Annotated in this window: 14 protein-coding genes; 8 read left to right on the top strand and 6 right to left on the bottom strand. The window is 60.3% G+C overall.

Going from position 1 to position 17,109, the window contains the following annotated elements; translation table 11 throughout:
• Positions 1-113: 113 nt before the first annotated feature.
• Positions 114-2,606: a UvrD-helicase domain-containing protein gene (locus QRN38_RS12385; RefSeq protein ID WP_057419351.1), complete on the top strand. Its 2,493-nt coding sequence runs from the start codon at positions 114-116 to the stop codon at positions 2,604-2,606.
• A 10-nt stretch (positions 2,607-2,616) separates the two neighbouring features.
• Here QRN38_RS12385 and QRN38_RS12380 read toward each other — a convergent pair whose 3' ends face one another.
• Complete coding sequence (locus QRN38_RS12380) at positions 2,617-2,883, bottom strand: DUF1652 domain-containing protein (protein ID WP_005762465.1); 267 nt, start codon at positions 2,881-2,883, stop codon at positions 2,617-2,619.
• 388 nt (positions 2,884-3,271) lie between these two features.
• On the opposite strand from QRN38_RS12380, the gene QRN38_RS12375 reads away from it, so the two are divergent.
• The gene (locus tag QRN38_RS12375) at positions 3,272-4,351 is read left to right on the top strand and encodes a polyamine ABC transporter substrate-binding protein (protein WP_057419352.1); all 1,080 of its coding nucleotides are present in this window, start codon (positions 3,272-3,274) and stop codon (positions 4,349-4,351) included.
• Between the two features lie 10 nt (positions 4,352-4,361).
• Here the strand turns inward: QRN38_RS12375 and QRN38_RS12370 are convergent, their stop codons facing one another.
• The 3 genes from QRN38_RS12370 to QRN38_RS12360 are packed head-to-tail and all read right to left on the bottom strand — an operon-like array spanning position 4,362 to position 6,934.
• Positions 4,362-5,075 (bottom strand): ABC transporter ATP-binding protein, encoded by a 714-nt coding sequence (locus tag QRN38_RS12370; protein ID WP_057419353.1) that lies wholly within the window; start codon positions 5,073-5,075, stop codon positions 4,362-4,364.
• A gap of 3 nt (positions 5,076-5,078) precedes the next feature.
• Positions 5,079-5,927, bottom strand: coding sequence for an ABC transporter permease (locus QRN38_RS12365; protein WP_024666081.1), 849 nt, complete (start codon positions 5,925-5,927; stop codon positions 5,079-5,081).
• A complete protein-coding gene (locus QRN38_RS12360; protein WP_011104192.1) occupies positions 5,924-6,934 on the bottom strand; it encodes an aliphatic sulfonate ABC transporter substrate-binding protein in 1,011 nt (336 codons plus the stop codon). The genes QRN38_RS12365 and QRN38_RS12360 overlap by 4 nt, the downstream gene beginning before the upstream one ends.
• A gap of 498 nt (positions 6,935-7,432) precedes the next feature.
• Here QRN38_RS12360 and QRN38_RS12355 point away from each other — a divergent pair, with 498 nt between their 5' ends.
• Positions 7,433-8,119: a hypothetical protein gene (locus QRN38_RS12355; protein WP_024666082.1), complete on the top strand. Its 687-nt coding sequence runs from the start codon at positions 7,433-7,435 to the stop codon at positions 8,117-8,119.
• Positions 8,120-8,125: 6 nt separating this feature from the next.
• Here QRN38_RS12355 and QRN38_RS12350 read toward each other — a convergent pair whose 3' ends face one another.
• A complete protein-coding gene (locus QRN38_RS12350) occupies positions 8,126-9,121 on the bottom strand; it encodes an aldo/keto reductase (RefSeq protein WP_057419354.1) in 996 nt (331 codons plus the stop codon).
• A gap of 378 nt (positions 9,122-9,499) precedes the next feature.
• Here QRN38_RS12350 and lexA point away from each other — a divergent pair, with 378 nt between their 5' ends.
• The 5 genes from lexA (at position 9,500) to QRN38_RS12325 (ending at position 16,174) form a co-directional block, all read left to right on the top strand.
• A complete protein-coding gene (lexA, locus tag QRN38_RS12345) occupies positions 9,500-10,117 on the top strand; it encodes a transcriptional repressor LexA (RefSeq protein WP_010203307.1) in 618 nt (205 codons plus the stop codon).
• A complete protein-coding gene (imuA, locus tag QRN38_RS12340; protein ID WP_057419356.1) occupies positions 10,117-10,737 on the top strand; it encodes a translesion DNA synthesis-associated protein ImuA in 621 nt (206 codons plus the stop codon). Before lexA ends, imuA begins: the two co-directional genes overlap by 1 nt.
• A 7-nt stretch (positions 10,738-10,744) precedes the next feature.
• Positions 10,745-12,160 (top strand): Y-family DNA polymerase, encoded by a 1,416-nt coding sequence (locus QRN38_RS12335; protein ID WP_057419357.1) that lies wholly within the window; start codon positions 10,745-10,747, stop codon positions 12,158-12,160.
• A complete protein-coding gene (locus QRN38_RS12330) occupies positions 12,157-15,252 on the top strand; it encodes an error-prone DNA polymerase (RefSeq protein WP_057419358.1) in 3,096 nt (1,031 codons plus the stop codon). The genes QRN38_RS12335 and QRN38_RS12330 overlap by 4 nt, the downstream gene beginning before the upstream one ends.
• A 70-nt stretch (positions 15,253-15,322) precedes the next feature.
• Positions 15,323-16,174, top strand: a complete 852-nt coding sequence (locus QRN38_RS12325; protein WP_057419359.1) for an urea carboxylase-associated family protein — start codon at positions 15,323-15,325, stop codon at positions 16,172-16,174.
• Positions 16,175-16,178: 4 nt separating this feature from the next.
• Here QRN38_RS12325 and QRN38_RS12320 read toward each other — a convergent pair whose 3' ends face one another.
• Positions 16,179-17,108 carry a magnesium transporter CorA family protein gene (locus QRN38_RS12320; RefSeq protein WP_054091119.1) on the bottom strand — a complete coding sequence of 310 codons (930 nt, stop codon included), beginning with the start codon at positions 17,106-17,108 and terminating at the stop codon, positions 16,179-16,181.
• Between the last annotated feature and the right edge of the window lies 1 nt (position 17,109).

The following is a 17,109-nucleotide window of genomic DNA, read 5'->3' as shown; positions in this document are numbered from 1 at the left end:
GCATGCAGTTGATCGGCTAACGCACTGACCGCAAAGCATTTCGCTGGAACCTGCGGTCGAATGCGGCCACCATAGGCGCCTATTCTGCCTGCAAGCCACCCAACGGAGTCTGCGTGCCCGACGATCTGCCCTCTGCGCTTCCTCATGACCTGGATGTCGATCTCACCCCCCCGCGCCAATTGCCATTCATCAGGCGGTTGTTGGCACGCCTGATAGGGCGTGGCCTGACCCGGCTGGGCTCGCAGCACACTCCGTCGTGGTCCCAGGGGCATGCCGACGGTTATCTGAACGGGCACATCGAAGGCGTCCGCGAAGGCTACGCCGACGGTTTTCTCGACGGCCAGGAGCAGGGCCGTCACGTGCTGGTGATCAACGACACGCGCCCGACCCTTCATCGCGGACCCAAGGTGGATGATCACCTGTTCGATGACTGGCGATTGGCCCTCACGCCCGAACTGAAAAAACGCATCAAGAGCGACGTTGGCGAGAAACTGCCAGCCCACGCACAGCCCAGTGCTGCGCAATGGAAGATGATTTTCAGCGACACGCCCTCCACCTACGTGATTGCCGGGGCCGGCGCGGGCAAATCCACCTCGCTGGTGTTGCGCATTCTGCTGCTGCATCACTACCTGGGCTTTGAACTGAATGCGATGACCGTGGTGACCTTCACGCGCGAGTCGCGCAAGGACTTCATCAACAAGTTGATCGACGTCATGGCGCTGTGGGGCCACACGCTGGAGCAAAAGCAGGCCAGGGACTTGGTGCGTACCTTCCACTCACGCATTCTGCCGCTGGTGCGCAGCCTGCCTGGGTATGAACAACTGCGAGCGTTCGAGAACCTCAGCAGCCAGTCATCGGGCCAGGAAGACGCGGACAGCAACCCGTTCGATTTACGCATCAACGATGCGCAACGTCAGCAATTGAACCTCTGCTACCGTGATCTGTACGCCAGCAATGAGCGTTTTCGCGAAGTCATGGCGCCGCTGTATCGCCATGCCTTGCAGCTCAAGGAACTGGACCGCGATCACCCCGACGTGCAAAAACGCGTTGCCGTGACCGAGCTGTCCTCGAAACGCGATGAAGAGTGGTGCGACACCGTCGAAGACCTGTGGATTCGCGCTGGCGTGTGGCCTATAAAAGGCATTGAGCCTATGCGCCAAACCGTTGAAATAAATGGATTTCCTTTCCATTTCCACGGTTATATCGCCGAGCTGGATGCTTGGGTTGTACTGGGTCTGGATGCCAGTGAAGACCAGCAACTCAAGCGTCCAGGTGCCAAACTGCCGGTCTGGGCTGAAGGCGTCATAAAGCGCACCCTGTTTCAAGCTTTCTGCAATAAGCCGTTGATATGGATGGATAATTATCAATCGGCTGGCAAGGTCTTGCAGTCGTTGTCAGGCTCGGCTGTGGCCGGGCCGGGTTTCGATTACCGGGTCAAGGGCGAGCTGGGTGCCGCGCCCTTGCTCGACTGTTTTGTCACCGCCGCAAGCTTCATCGAAAACCTTGGGCTCGACGTGCCGAATGCGGTGGCCGACATGAGCTTTGCCAGCGACGACCCGGACCGCTTCTTTTTCGAAGGGCTCAGCCTGTTCTGGAAAGCCTTCGAAAGTCACCTGCTGGCCCAGACCCCACCGATCATGACCTACAACCGGATGTTTGCGCTGTTCGGTGAAACATCACCGGAAAACCTCAGGCAGGTCAGCGATCCGATGTTGAGGCCGTTGTCGCATTTGATGATCGACGAGTTTCAGGACGTGTCGCCACAGATCGTTTCCTGGATTCGCGCCAGCCTGCGAGAAATCCGTCGGCGGGGGCCTGCCCTGCACGTGGGACGTATCGCGCAGCGCTCATCGTTGCTGTGTGTGGGTGACGACTGGCAGTCGATCTACGGCTGGCGTGGCAGTTCGCCGAAGTACTTCATGGAGTTTGCCAAGGAGTTTTCTTCACCGGCGACCACCAAAGTCATGCTCAGCGAGAACTTTCGCAGTCATCAGCACATCATTGACGCCGCCGAGCATATTGTTCGCGCGGCCCCGGCCATTGCCGGCAAAAAGGCTCGCGCCAGCGGCGCACCTCAGGAGCTGCTGGCGGTCAAGGTGCTGGACCGCGACGAGGATGAGCTGGCCGAGCGCGTTGCCGAGCACTACAACGACGGTGACTCGATTCTGCTGCTGTACCGCAAGGGCAGCGAGAAAGCCCGTTTTGCCGAGCGGCTGCAAGCGCTGATCGACTCCGACGCAGCAAGGGGCGCGCAGGGTCGCCGGATCAGAACGCTGACCTATCACAGCTCCAAGGGCTTGCAGGCCGATGCCGTGTTCTTGCTGGGCGACTGTCAGCACCTGACCGTCTCGCCTTACAAGAATCAGGTCTACCGGCTGGCAGGGTTGGGTGATGCGAACGATCTTCAGCCGTTTGACACGGCACAGAAAGATGAAGTCTTGCGGCTGGCTTATGTGGCCATCACTCGCTCGGCGCGGCACTGTTATTGGTATATAGACGAGAATGCCGGCGCGGGAGAGAGTGCTCACATGCCCAAGGCATCGGACCGGGTTGCCCGTGACAAGCCTTTTTTCGAAGACCTGCGCAGCAAGGCCCGGATGGGCTGACGCTGTCAGTTCAGGAAAAGCCGGCGACCTGCTGAGGCGTATGAGCGCCAAACAGCTCCAGCTCATCTTCGATCGCTTCGATGATGCGCTCCACGTCTGCGGCGTTCATGACGGTGGAACAGGGCAGGCCGGCAATGGCGACCACTGTTTCACCGCTGGCGCGATCAAACAGGCGCGCAATCATGCTGCCGGGCGCATCCATCGTGGCTTCGAAACCCACCGGGTGGAAATGCCAGCGCATGAGTTGGCAGGCGTTGGGGAACGTGACTTTGGTCATAGCAATGGCCCACCTGAATCAATCGAGCACTTCCTTTGCTCCAAGGGGTAGGCAGACCAGACAGAATTCATTCGGTAAAGCAGGAATGACAAGGCGATGAACCCGTAAACTCACCTGTCGAGTCGTGCTGCTTTCCAGCAGGATTGCCGAGCGGTCTGACGAGTAATGAAAATAGCACTTGCCAGCACTTTTCTGGAAAAATTTTTTATGACGCTGCATGAAAAAATCTATTACATGATCTGCATCATTAAAGGGTATTCATAGGCACATTTCGTGCTGTCGCCAATCAATGGGTGAAGCGCTTCTACAGACCTTATTTGCTTAAAACGAAGGTGGTTTTCATGCACGCTCTGGCGCAAGCTGTCGGCATTGACCCGAGGAACTGCGCATGCTGAAAAAATCCCTTGCCGCACTGATGTTGCTGGCCTCGACCAGCCATGCGGCAGAGACGGTCAATATCTACAACTGGACGGACTATATTGCTCCGGACACCTTGAAAAATTTCGAAGCAGCCAGCGGTTTCAAGACCACTTACCAGACCTATGAGAGTAACGAGGCGCTGAACGCCAAACTGATCGCTGGGCATTCCGGCCACGATCTGGTCTTCCCGTCCATTCACTTCATGGGGCGGCAGATCGAAAAGGGCCTGCTCAAGACGCTCGACAAGAAACAGCTGCCCAACTGGAAAAACCTCAATCCGGTCTTGCTCAAGGCGCTGCAGGGCAGCGACCCCGGCAATCAGCATGGTTTTCCTTATTTGTGGGGCAGCACCGGGATCGGCTACGACGTGGCCAAAGTCAAGGCGGTGCTGGGCAAGGATGCACCGCTTGATTCCTGGGACCTGGTTTTCAAGCCGGAAAACATGAAAAAACTCGCCCAGTGCGGCGTCGCCTTTCTGGACAGCGCGCCCGCGCTGCTGCCGATCACTCTGAATTACCTGGGCCTGCCGCCGCACAGTGAAGTGCCGGACGATTACACAAAGGCCAAGGCGGTGCTTGATGGCGTACGGCCGTACGTGCGCAACTTCAGTTCCTCCGATTACATCAACGACCTTGCGGCGGGCAAGATTTGTGTAGCGGTAGGCTACTCCGGCGATATCTCTCTGGCGCAGGAGCAGGCACACAAGGCCGGGAGCAGCGCGAGGATCAATTACGTGGTTCCAAAAGAGGGCGCACCCATGTGGTTTGACATGATCGCCATCCCGGCTGACGCGCCTGATACCAAGGGCGCTTATGCCTTCATGAATTACCTGCTGCGCCCGGAAGTGATCGCCAATATCACCAATAGCGTGCATTACGCCAACGGTAACGAAAAGGCAGACGCTCTGATCAACCCGGGCCTGTGGACGGACACCACGGTGTATCCTGACGAAGACATGCTGAGCCGCTTGTTTGTGATGTCTCAGGTGCCGGTCAATATCGAATCGCTGCGTACCGGGCTCTGGGACGCAGTGAAAGCCGGCCAGTAAGATCCGGCCCTCAAATCACCTGCGCCTGATGCAGTTCAGTCAGCGCCTCGGCTTTTAGCCTGGCCAGCAGTGGATCACGACGATCCCGAGGCGTTTGCAGCCCGATTGGCAGCTCATGGGTGATGGTGCCGGGACGGCTGCCCATCACCAGCACTCGATCACTCAAATACAAGGCCTCGTCGACATCATGAGTCACCAGCAGCAGAGTGATTGCGTGGCGCTCGGCCAGTTGCAGCAGCAGGTCCTGCAGTTTCATGCGCGTGAAGGCATCCACCGCGCTGAACGGCTCATCCAGCAGCAGTATCGTCGGGTGTGAATACAGGCCGCGAGCGATCGCCACGCGTTGCGCCATCCCGCCGGATAGCGCCTTTGGCAATGCATTGGCGAAACCGGACAAGCCCACTTCTTCGATCAGTTGACTGACCCATTTGCGGTCGTAGCCGTTATCGTCACTGAAACCGATGTTCTGCTCGACAGTCAGCCACGGCATCAGGCGCGGCTCCTGAAATACGAACGCGATCTGGCCCTGAATGCGCTCAACCGAACCACGAAAATCCTGTTCCAGGCCCGCGACAATCCTCAGCAGAGTGCTTTTGCCACAGCCGCTGGGGCCGAGCAGGCTGACGATTTCGCCGGTCTGCAGCGACAGGTTTATGTCATGCAGCACCGTATGGCCGGCGAAAGCCTTGCGATCGACACGAATATCCATCAAAGAATCCGACATTGCTCAGTCCTCCCGGCTCTGGCCGTTGAATGTGTCTCGCCAGGCCAGAAAGCGCCTTTCCAGGCCCGCCAGCAGGCCGTCGCTCAGCTTGCCCAGAGTGGCCAGAACGATAATGGCCGCCAGCACGATGTCCGGACGCGAGGTTTCTCGACCGTCACTGAGCAGGTAGCCGAGGCCTTTGGTGGCCGCGATCAATTCGGCAGCCACCAGAAACATCCACGCCAGGCTCATGCCGCTGCGTAAACCGGTGAACAGACCGGGCAGGGCGGCAGGCAGCAAAATGCGCCGGGTCAGGCGGTAACGGCTGAACCCGTACATCTGGCCGACTTCCACCAGCTTGCGATCAATGCCGCGAATGGCCGCCACACCGTTGAGGTAAACCGGAAAAAACGCACCAATCGCAATCAGCACCACTTTCGAGGTTTCACCGATACCCAACCACAGCAGCAGTAGCGGCACCCAGGCCAGGCTGGGGATGGAACGAAGCCCGGCGAACGTCGGTTCCAGATAGGCTTCTGCCTCGCGACTGAGGCCCACCCAGGCGGCAAACACCAGCGCCAGACTGGCACCGATCAAAAAGCCACTGAGCACGCGTAACAGGCTGGCACTGATGTGCTTCCACAGCGCACCGTCAGCCAGATCCCGCAGCGTCAGCACGATTTCGCTGGGTGCGGGCATCTGGTATGACGGCAACCAGCCGATGCGCACGACGATTTCCAGCACGATGATGATCAATGCGGGAACCACCAGCCCCTTGAGTGGCGTCCTGTAGCGCTGCCACAGCGTGCGTTGCGCGCTGTCAGGCAAGGCTGGCTGCACGGCAGCAGGCAAGGACTCGTCTCGGCGGGTCATGGGGCTGCGATCACGGCTTTGGAGAAGTCAGGCGTGATCAGTTGGTCGATGACCTGCTCGACGTTCACGCCTTTGCGCACCAGGTCTTCAGACACCAGAATCGGCGCTGCGGACTTGGACGCTTCTACGTCTTTCGCGCTCAATTGCGGGTTGCTCAGGTCTGTGCGGGACAATTGCAGTTTGGCAACGTCCAGCGGCAGGCCTGATTCGGTAGCCAGCAATCTGGCCAGCTCATCAGGGTTTTTCACGGCCCATTCACGAGCTTTTTCGTAGGCGGTCAATACCGTTTTGATCGCCTGCGGGTGTTCCTTGGCGTAGGTTTCGGTGACGCTCAGCACGCCATAGCTGTTGAAATCCTTGTTGCGGTAAAGCAAACGAGCGCCGGACTGGATTTCACTGGCTGCCATGTGCGGGTCAAGCCCGGCCCACGCATCCACGTCACCTTTCTCCAGCGCTGTGCGACCGTCAGGATGCTGCAGGTGCAACAACTCGACATCATCCTTTTTCAAACCGGCCTTTTGCAGGGCGCGCAAGGTGAACAGGTAAGGATCTGTGCCCTTGGTGGCAGCGATTTTCTTGCCTTTGAGCTCGGCAACCGATTGCAGGGTCGAATCCTTGCGCACTACCAGTGCCGTCCACTCTGCGCGGCTATAGACGTAGACAGACTTGATCGGGCTGCCGTTGGCCCGGGCCAATACGGCGGACAGGCTGGCGGACGACGCAAAGTCGACGCTGCCGCTGTTCAGGTATTCCAGCGACCGGTTACTGCCCTGGCTCAGGACCCACGTGACCCTGGCGTCCGGCAGCGCTTTTTCCAGCCAGCCGAAATGTTTGAGCGCCAGGCTGACCGGCGAGTAGTAAGCGTAATCCAGGCGCACTTCGGAAGGTGGCTTTTCAGCTGCGTGTGCCGCGCCCTGCAAGCTCAAAGCCACTGCGCAGGCCGTGGCCATCCAGCGAAACAGGGCACGTGGTGTCTGCGACCGAAAAGAAATATGGGGTTGTGGCATAGTGAGCGTCCAGATCAGGGGAACGAGGCTGCGACGACCGATCTGTATATTTCAAAATCAGCAGTCCGAAGCATGTGAAATTCACAAATGGAATATTGCACGCTCTGTGCCAAAGCCCAGAGCACTTGGGCGACAAGGACTTGGGCCGTTTGCTGAACACGCTGTGATGTTGATCTGGCAGCAGCCTGTTGATCTGCTGTTGGCTGGGCAACAGTGGGTTGCATTACCTGTTTTTCGACGATTTTCTGGCAGTTTTCTCTGCTTGCCCGCCAGTTTTTTTCATTACGATTGCAACAGAATCGTTTTTTGACACTCCTAATGACCCACATTCTTAATTTCGAAACATGTGCGCACTAAGATTCGCGCGTGATCATGGGTGTGCGCCTACTGCACCTTTGTTCATTGATCCGCAGAAATTCTCGGGACGAACGGCGCAAGCCTGCATATTCACCAGCCAGCTGGCCGATCCCTTCAAATGCGCAACGGACTCAGAACATAATGAATATTCCAAAAATGCCTTTGACCACCCGTCTTCAGCGCCGCATCGCCTGGTTCTTCTTTCCGTCACTGCTGGTGGCTTCAGCGCTGGTTCTGTTCTCCGTGGCTAAAGGTGTGCATGCCGAGCCCAAGAATGGCACGCAAACACTGGTGTTTCTTCGTCACGCTGAAAAGCCGGCGATGGGCCTGGGGCAGTTGAATTGTCAGGGGCTCAACCGAGCCCTGGAATTGTCCGAGGTGCTGCCCAGAGAATTCGGCAAGGCTGACTTCATTTTTGCTGCCAACCCGAGCCGGCATGTGGAGGAGGGTGAAGGCGACCTGTCCTACAGCTATGTGCGTCCGCTGATGACGGTAGGGCCAAGCGCGATCAAACTGGGTTTGCCCGTCAACATCGACTTTGGTGCCAACGACACCAGCGAACTGGCCGACGAGCTGATGCGCGACAAGTACCACAACTCGATCATCTACACCGCCTGGTCTCACGGCTACCTGCCGGAGCTGATCAACAAGGTCGCTGAACAAGCATCCGGCAAGGCCGCCAATCTGGTTGATGACTGGACAGGCGACGATTTCGACTCAGTGGTGGTGGTCACCCTGAAGTGGGTCGACGGCAAGGCCACGCTCGATTACAAGAATCACAAACAGGGCCTCAACAACGGCACCGAGGCTTGCCCCAAATCGACCTGACGCCTCTCAACCGTTGAGAGATTTCATCGATTCAGCGTTGTAGCGCTCGCCTGACACGGCTCCGCTGGCCGGAAAGATCGCATCCAGCTGGGCCAGTTCATCGTGGCTCAAGGTCAGCCTGGCTGCGGCGACATTGCTTTCCAGGTACTTGCGCTGTTTGGTGCCGGGAATGGGGATGATGTCATCGCCTTGAGCCAGCACCCAGGCCAGCGCCAGTTGCGACGCGCTGATGCCCTTGGCGGTAGCCAGCCCCTTGACCTTTTCGACCAATGCCAGATTGCGATTGAAGTTTTCGCCCTGAAATCGTGGGCTGAAACGACGGTAATCATCTTCAGCGAAATCGTCCACAGTGCGTAAGGCGCCGGTCAGAAACCCACGCCCCAGCGGGCTGTAAGCGACGAAGGCAATACCCAGACGGCGGCAGGTGGCGAGCACGTCATCATGCTCCGGGTCACGCGACCACAGCGAGTATTCGCTCTGCACCGCGGCCAGCGGGTGCACCTTGTGCGCTCGCTCGATGGTCGCGGCACTGGCTTCGCAGATGCCAATGTGCCGAACCTTGCCCGCCTTGACCAGTTCGGCCATTGCACCAATGGTGTCTTCGATGGGCACATTGGGGTCTACGCGGTGCTGATAGTAAAGATCAAGGTAGTCGGTGCTCAGGCGCTTGAGGCTACCGTCGATGGACTGACGAATGTACTCCGGGCTGCCGTTCACGCCACGCGCATGCGGGTCGTCGCCCCGTACGATGCCAAACTTGCTGGCCAGATAAATCCCTTCGCGCCTGCCTTGCAGAGCCCGACCCAGCAGCGCCTCATTGGTGTGCGGGCCGTACATGTCGGCGGTGTCGAAAAAAGTGACACCCAGCTCCAGCGCACGGTGCAGCGTGGCAATCGATTCCTGCTCGTCGATCCCCGTGGTGTAAAAGTCCGACATCCCCATGCAGCCCAGCCCGATAGCCGAAACCTGCGGACCGTGGTTACCCAGTTGGCGCGTAATCACAATGAGTGCTCCTGACGTTTTAAAGAGCGGTCAAGTCTCTGCTTTTTGGTTGGCGCAATAAACCGGGTGATTGTGATTTCACTGTTGGGAAATTCCGAATAATCTAGCTGTAGCTGTAGCTGTAGCTGTAGCTGTAGGAGTGGACTTGTCCACGATCTGCCGGGAACCGGCAGCAAAACCAGCGCACAATGTACATCAGACACACCCGCGATCGCCCGTTTCAGGACCGCTTTGCCCCCCATCGCAGCCCTCGTAACCTCCGGAATCTCCTACGCTCTCCTGACAGAAGCCCCGTTTTTGGAATAACCCGAGACTGGGGGTCTTGCACGCTCCAATCCGACCAACCGCGCTAGCCACAAAACACCGAAAGGAGTACAAATGTACTCCATGAGCACATTATCTCCCCGTCGTAGCGCAATCCTTACCTTCATCCGCGATCGCATCGCGCAGCAAGGGCAATCGCCGAGCCTGGCGGAAATTTCCGAGGCCTTCGGCTTTGCTTCGCGCAGCGTGGCGCGCAAACACATTGTGGCCCTGACCGAAGCCGGCCTGATCGAAGTCGTGGCGCATCAGGCACGCGGCATTCGGCTGCTGAACAGTGAACCGCGCCCCGAACTGCTGGAAATTCCCGTGCTGGGGCGCGTGGCGGCAGGCGCACCCATCGGGCCGGATCTGGACATACACACTACCTTGCATCTGGATCGCAGCACCTTTACCCGTGTGCCGGACTACCTGCTGCGCGTGCAGGGCGACTCGATGATCGAGGACGGTATTCTCGATGGCGACCTGGTGGGCGTGCACCGCAACCCGCAGGCCAGTGACGGGCAGATCGTCGTCGCCCGTCTGGAGGGCGAGGTCACCATCAAGCGCTTGCAGCACCGGGGCGATCAGTTGCACCTGCTGCCGCGCAACCCGGCGTATCAACCGATCATCGTCACGCCCGATCAGGACTTCGCCATCGAAGGCGTGTTCTGCGGGCTGGTCCGGCGCGAATGATGGGCGCCGTCGTCAGCCTCGATGCCTTGCTGGATGAACGCAGGGTCTGGAAGGGGCGTCAGCAGAGCACGCCACAGGTCAGCCCGCACCCCAGTGGCCATGCGGCGCTGGACAACGCTTTGCCCACCGGCGGCTGGCCTGCCTCGGCGCTGACCGAAATCCTCATCCCGGCCAACGGCAGTGGCGAACTGCGCCTGCTGTGGCCGAGTCTGGCGCGGCTGTCCGCTATCGGCGAGCGCATCGTACTGGTCGCACCGCCTTACATTCCCTATCCGCAGGCTTGGCTTGCTGCCGGGATCGATCTGCGTCAACTGGTGGTGATCGAGGCGAGCACCCGCGATGCCCTGTGGGCCGCCGAACAATGCCTGCGCTCCGGCAGTTGCGGTGCGGTGCTGTGCTGGCCCGGCATGGTCGATGACCGCGCATTGCGCCGCTTGCAGGTCGCCGCCGAAACCGGACAGACCCTGGCCTTTACCTGCCGCCCTCAACAGGCTGCCGCCAACCCTTCGCCAGCGGCACTGCGCATAGCCGTCGATACCCGGCCCGCACAATTGCGGGTGCTCAAGTGCCGGGGCGGGCTTGCGCCGCCTTTGCCCATTCCATTCCCGACCGACGCTTGAGGTTCTTATGCTGTGGGCCTGTGTCTTGCTGCCGCAACTGGCGCTCGACGGCGTCATGCGTCGTCGCAATGATCCCGACGAACCTCTGGCGCTGATCAGCGGCAGTGCGCATCGGCGTGTCCTGCAAACCGTCAATCCGGCTGCACGGGCATTGGGCCTGAGGGCCGGGCAGTCGCTGACGGCGGCGCAGGCACTGGTGCCCAACTTCGCTACGGTCGTCCACGACCCTGCCGATACCGAGCACTTGCAACAGCTGCTCGCCGCCTGGGCGTACGGGTTCAGCTCCAGTGTCAGCCTCAAGTACCCGCGGGTGCTGCTGATGGAAATCGAGTCCAGCCTCAAACTGTTCGGGCCGTGGCCGGTGTTCGAGGCGCGCCTGCGTGAAGAACTGACCGCGCAGGGCTTTCGGCATCGCATTGTGGTCGCGCCCAACCCGATCGCGGCGCGAATGCTTGCCAATATGCATGACGGGCTGAGCATCGAATGCCCGCATGAACTGCGTCGCACCCTGGAGCAGATGCCGCTGGAGCGCATCGGCCTGAGCCGCGAAACAGCCACTGCCCTGACGCGCATGGGCCTGCGCAACGTGCGGCAAATACTGGCTTTGCCACGCGACACCCTGGCGCGACGTTTTCCGGCCAGCGTCCTGCAGCATCTCGACACACTGCTCGGCGAGCGCCCGGTGGCGCTGGAGTGCTACACGCCGCCTGACTTTTTTGATGTGCGCATCGAGCTGAATTTCGACGTCGAATCGCATCAGGCCCTGCTGTTCCCCCTCAAGCGCCTGACTGCCGATCTGGCCCTGTTTCTGGCCGGGCGCGACAGCGGCGTGCAGCGTTTCGGCCTGCATCTGGAGCATGTCGATGGCCCCGAGACCGTGATCCCGGTCGGGTTGTTGAGTGCCGAACGCGACCCCTCAATGCTTTTCGAGCTGGCCCGTGGCAGGCTGGAACAGGTGCTGGTGGCCTCGCCGGTGCGTGCGGTGCGCTTGCAGGCCCGCGACCTGCCGGACTTTGTGCCGGCGCACCGCGAGCTGTTCGATGAGCGCGTGCAGCAAACCCTGCCCTGGGAGCAATTGCGCGAACGCTTGCGTGCGCGGCTGGGTGACGAGTCGGTCAATGGCCTGCGCGCCCAGGCCGACCACCGCCCCGAATGTGCCTGGCAGCCGCAAAGCACCCGCAAACCGGTCCTGCCGGCGCGAGGCTGTACGCGCCCTGGCTGGTTGCTGCGAGAGCCGCAGCCGTTGCCGGTTCACGCGACGCGCATAGTCGCAGGCCCTGAGCGAATCGAGTCCGGCTGGTGGGACGGCGGCGATGTGCGCCGTGACTATTATCTGGTCGAAACCGCTAATGGTCAGCGCGCGTGGGCCTATCGCAGTGTTGGCGAGCAGGGCGAATTGTTGTTGCATGGCTGGTTTGCATGAATACCGAGTACGCCGAACTGCATTGCCTGTCCAACTTCAGCTTTCAGCGGGGCGCTTCAAGCGCCCGCGAACTGTTCGACCGCGCCTTGCGTCACGGCTATGCGGCGCTGGCAATCACCGATGAGTGCACCCTGGCAGGCATCGTCCGCGCATGGCAGGCGTCAAAAGACACCGGGTTGCCGCTGATCGTCGGCAGCGAAATGCACCTTGAAAACGGCCCGAAAATCGTCCTGCTGGTGGAGAACCTGACGGGTTATCAGGCGCTGTGCACATTGATCACGGTGGCGCGGCGCAGGGCCAAAAAAGGTGAGTATCGGCTGCTGCGCGAGGATTTCGATCACTTGCCGGGCGGTTTGCTGGCCATCTGGCTGGCCGACATCGAAGGCGACGCTCAAGCCTGTCTGGCCCAGGGCAACTGGTTGCGCGAGCGTTTTGCCGAACGCCTGTGGCTGGGCGTGGAGTTGCATCGCGGCGCGGATGACGAGCAGCGTCTGGCCGACCTGCTGGCGTTGGCGCAGTCATTGGCCATTCCAGCAGTGGCCAGTGGTGATGTGCACATGCACGCCCGGGGTCGGCGCGCGCTGCAGGACTCCATCACTGCCATTCGCCACCACACCACGGTGGCCGAGGCCGGGCATCTGCTGTTTGCCAACGGCGAGCGTCACTTGCGTTCGCTGGATGCGTTGGCCGAGCATTACCCGGACTGGCTGCTGGCCGAATCGTTGCGCATCGCCCGGCGCTGCACCTTCACGTTCGATCAATTGCAGTATGAATATCCCCACGAGTTGGTGCCCAAGGGGCAGACCTCCACATCATGGCTACGCGAGCTGACCGAGCGCGGGATTCGCAGGCGCTGGCCAAGGGGATTGAGTGTGGCGGCGCGGGCGCAAGTCGAGAAGGAACTGGCCCTGATCACGGAAAAGAAGTTCGACAGCTACTTTCTGACGGTCCACGACATTGTCGAGTTTGCCCGCAGCCAGCACATCCTCTGTCAGGGTCGTGGGTCGGCAGCCAACTCGGCGGTATGTTACGCGCTGGGGATCACCGAACTGAACCCGGAAAAGAGCAACCTGCTGTTCGAGCGCTTCATTTCCAAAGAGCGCGACGAGCCACCGGACATCGACGTGGATTTCGAACATGACCGCCGCGAAGAAGTCATTCAGTACATATTCCGGCGTTATGGTCGGGGCAGGGCGGCGCTGACCGCAGTGGCCAGCACTTATCACGGTTCCGGCGCACTGCGTGACGTAGCCAAGGTGCTGGGCTTGCCGCCTGACCAGATCAACGCCCTTGCGGATGCGTTCAGTCGCTGGAGCGATTCACTTCCGTCGCCCGAACGCTTGCGCGAATACGGTTTCGATGCTGAAACACCCATCCTCAAGCGCGTGCTGGCCCTGACCGGCGAGCTGATCGGTTTCCCCCGGCACCTGTCGCAGCATCCGGGTGGTTTCGTGATTTCCGAGCATCCGCTGGACACGCTGGTGCCCGTCGAGAACGCGGCGATGGCCGAGCGCACTATCATCCAGTGGGACAAGGACGACCTGGACCTGGTCGGCCTGCTAAAAGTCGACATCCTCGCACTGGGCATGCTCAGCGCTTTGCGCAGGACGTTCGATCTGGTGCACCTGCACCGGGGCAAGCAGTGGACATTGGCCAGTCTCCCCGGCGATGATCGACCCACCTACGAAATGATCAGCCGCGCCGACACCATCGGCGTGTTCCAGATCGAGTCCCGCGCGCAAATGGCCATGCTGCCGCGCCTCAGGCCGGAAAAGTTTTACGACCTGGTCATCGAAGTCGCCATCGTCCGCCCCGGACCGATTCAGGGCGATATGGTTCATCCGTACCTGCGCCGGCGTAATAAAGAGGAAGCCATCACCTATCCGCCCAAACTAAAAAGTGTCTTTGAGCGCACCCTGGGCGTGCCACTGTTTCAGGAACAGGTCATGGAAGTGGCGATCATCGCCGCCGATTACACCCCCGGCGAGGCCGACCAGCTGCGCCGCGCGATGGCGGCCTGGAAGCGCCACGGTGGGCTGGACCCGCATCGCGAGCGCCTGCGCACCGGCATGCTGGCAAACGGCTACGATGCGGATTTTGCCGATCGGATCTTCGAGCAGATCAAGGGCTTTGGCAGCTACGGCTTTCCTGAGTCACATGCCGCCAGTTTTGCTTTGCTGACCTACGCCAGTTGCTGGCTCAAATGCCATGAACCGGCAGCCTTTACCTGCGCACTGATCAACAGCTGGCCGATGGGTTTCTACAGCCCGGATCAGTTGTTGCAGGATGCTCGCCGCCATCACATCGAAATTCGCCCGGTGGACGTGCGTTACAGCCACTGGGATTGCACGCTGGAGCCGCTCGATCACCCCGACAGCACACGTAACCTGGCGATTCGCCTCGGGCTGCGCATGCTGCGCAGCTTTCGCGAAGAAGACGCCCTGCGCATTGAAGCGGCGCGCTCGAAGCGGCCATTCGCCGATGCCACCGACCTGGCTCAGCGCGCCGGGCTGGACTCACGCGCTGCCGAGGCGCTGGCGGATTCCGGGGCCTTGCGCGGCCTGATCGGCCATCGGCACCGGGCGCGCTGGGAAGTGGCCGGCGTCGAAGCCCAGCGCCCGTTGTTCGATGACGTGACCAGCGAAGAAGTCCAGGTGACGCTGCCATTGCCGACGGTGGCTGAAGACCTGGTGGCTGACTACGCCACCCTGGGCACCACCCTCGGCCCGCATCCATTGGCGTTGCTGCGCCGGCAACTGGCGGCCAAACGCTTTCGCAGCTCGCAGGACCTGCTGGCCCTGGAAAACAACCGGACCCTCAGCGTCGCGGGGCTGGTCATCGGCCGCCAACGACCGGGCACCGCCAGCGGCGTGACCTTCGTGACCCTGGAAGACGAATTCGGCATGGTCAACGTGGTGGTCTGGCGCGACCTGGCCGAGCGCCAGCGCAAGGTGCTGGTCGGCTCGCAGTTGCTGCAGGTGTTCGGGCGGCTGGAGTCGAACAACGGCGTACGCCACCTGATCGCCCAGCGGCTGTATGACCTGACGCCGCTGCTGACCGGGCTTGAGGTGCGCAGTCGGGATTTTCAGTGATCGAATCACGCTCGCATCAGGCCCGCAACTTGCAGCGCAAACCGCCCATCCTGCCAACGAGAAGCCCTGAATGTACAAAGACTACCCAGCCGCCTACCAGGTCAGCAAAGGCGCAGCGCTGCAAGTGGACACGGCGTTTTACGAGCGCCTGCGTGCGAATGTGCAACAGCGCACGCTGGTCGAGCAGTTTGAAGTACCGATTCGTACCGGGCGTGCCTGGAAGGTCAAGGCCGGGCAAGTGTTTCGCGTCACCACACCGGCTGGCCCGCAAGTGGGTGATTTCAACGTATGGAATGCCCATGACCCTCGTGAGCGGTTGTGGGCGGCGCGTACGCGGCAGTTGCAGGGCGCGCATGTCAGCACCCATGACCGATTGTGGTCGAACCTGCCGTTTTTACGGCCATTGGTGACGATCACCGATGACAGCCTGGCCAGCTATGGCATCGACGAACATGGCGGGCGCCTGCACGACCTGTTGGGTACGCGCTGCGACCCTTATGTCAACAAGATGCTCACCGGCGAAGACTTTCATCATCATTGCCACTCGAACCTGACCCGCGCAGTGTTGCCACACGGGTTGACCGAGTTTGATGTGCACGACGTGCTGAACATCTTTCAGTGCACCGGCCTGAATCACGACGACATGTATTTCATGAAAGCCTGCCCGGCGCAGAAGGGCGACTACCTGGAGTTCTTCGCTGAAATCGACCTGCTATGCGCCTTGTCGACCTGTCCGGGTGGCGACCTGTCGTTGCCGATGTGGGGGCCGGACGCGCAGGACCCGTTGAGCGTCTGCCGGCCGTTGGGTGTCGAGATCTATAACCTTGACGCCGCGTTGCTGGAGGGCTGGCAGTCGCCCGAGCGTGCCGCGTATAACGGCCTGCATGGGTTGCAGATTGCCAAGGCTGACTGGGAAAAGTAAGCGCTCAGACCGAACGGGCCATTTTGCGTAACCCCCAGACCATCACCGCCCCCAGCCCGAGCATTGCCAGCAACAACGCCGGGTAGGCCACCCACCAGTGCAGCGGGGCGGTCATCATGCTGAATTCGGACATGCCGCCGATCCCGGCGATCAGGTTCAAGGGTAGAAACACCACGTTGATCAAGGTCAGTTTGCGCAGCAGGGTGTTGGTGCTGTTATTGACCAGATTGCCCCGCGCGTCCATCAGCCCGGCGAACACCGTGGAGTAGATTTCCGCCTGTTTGTAGCACTGGTCGTTCTCGATGATCATGTCGTCGATCAGCGCCAGGCTGGCCGCGCCGTATTGCTTGTTTTGCGCATGATTGCGCAGGCGCGTCAGCACCGCGCCGTTGCTGTGGATGGCGTTGATGTAATACACCAGGCTTTCGCTGAGGTTGAACATCTGCAGCAAGTGGCGGTTTTCCAGTGACGAGTTGAATTTGTGCTGCAATTCCCGCGCGACCATCTTGATGACCTTCAGGTGGCCCAAGTAGTGGTGAATGTTGTTGAACAGCAATTCCAGGAGGATATCCAGTGGCTGGTTCAGCGGACGATGAGCCCCCAGCGCGCTCAGGGGCTGATCGTCAGGACAGATAAGCACCAAGTGATGCTCACTCAACAGCACGCCGAATGAAGAGACGTCGAACGAGAAGCTGTCCTTGCCCGAGTAGTTTTCCGGGCGTTTCCAGATCAAAAACAGTGCATCGGGGTGAAACTCGATGCGCGAGATCTCGTCCGGGTCGAGCGCCGAGGCGACAGCGTGTTCATCAAGGTGGAACTGCTCCAGCAACAACCTGCGCTCACCGGCATCGGGTTTGCTGAACCACAGCACCTGAGCCCGTTGCGGATCACAGGCGTGCAAGCGACCGTCATCGAGTTTCAGACCTTGAATCATC

Source organism: Pseudomonas sp. CFBP2511, from assembly GCF_030209255.1.
Classification (GTDB): Bacteria; Pseudomonadota; Gammaproteobacteria; order Pseudomonadales; family Pseudomonadaceae; genus Aquipseudomonas; species Aquipseudomonas avellanae.
Note: the sequence above shows the minus strand (reverse complement) of the source record. Positions and strands in the feature narration are given on the sequence as shown.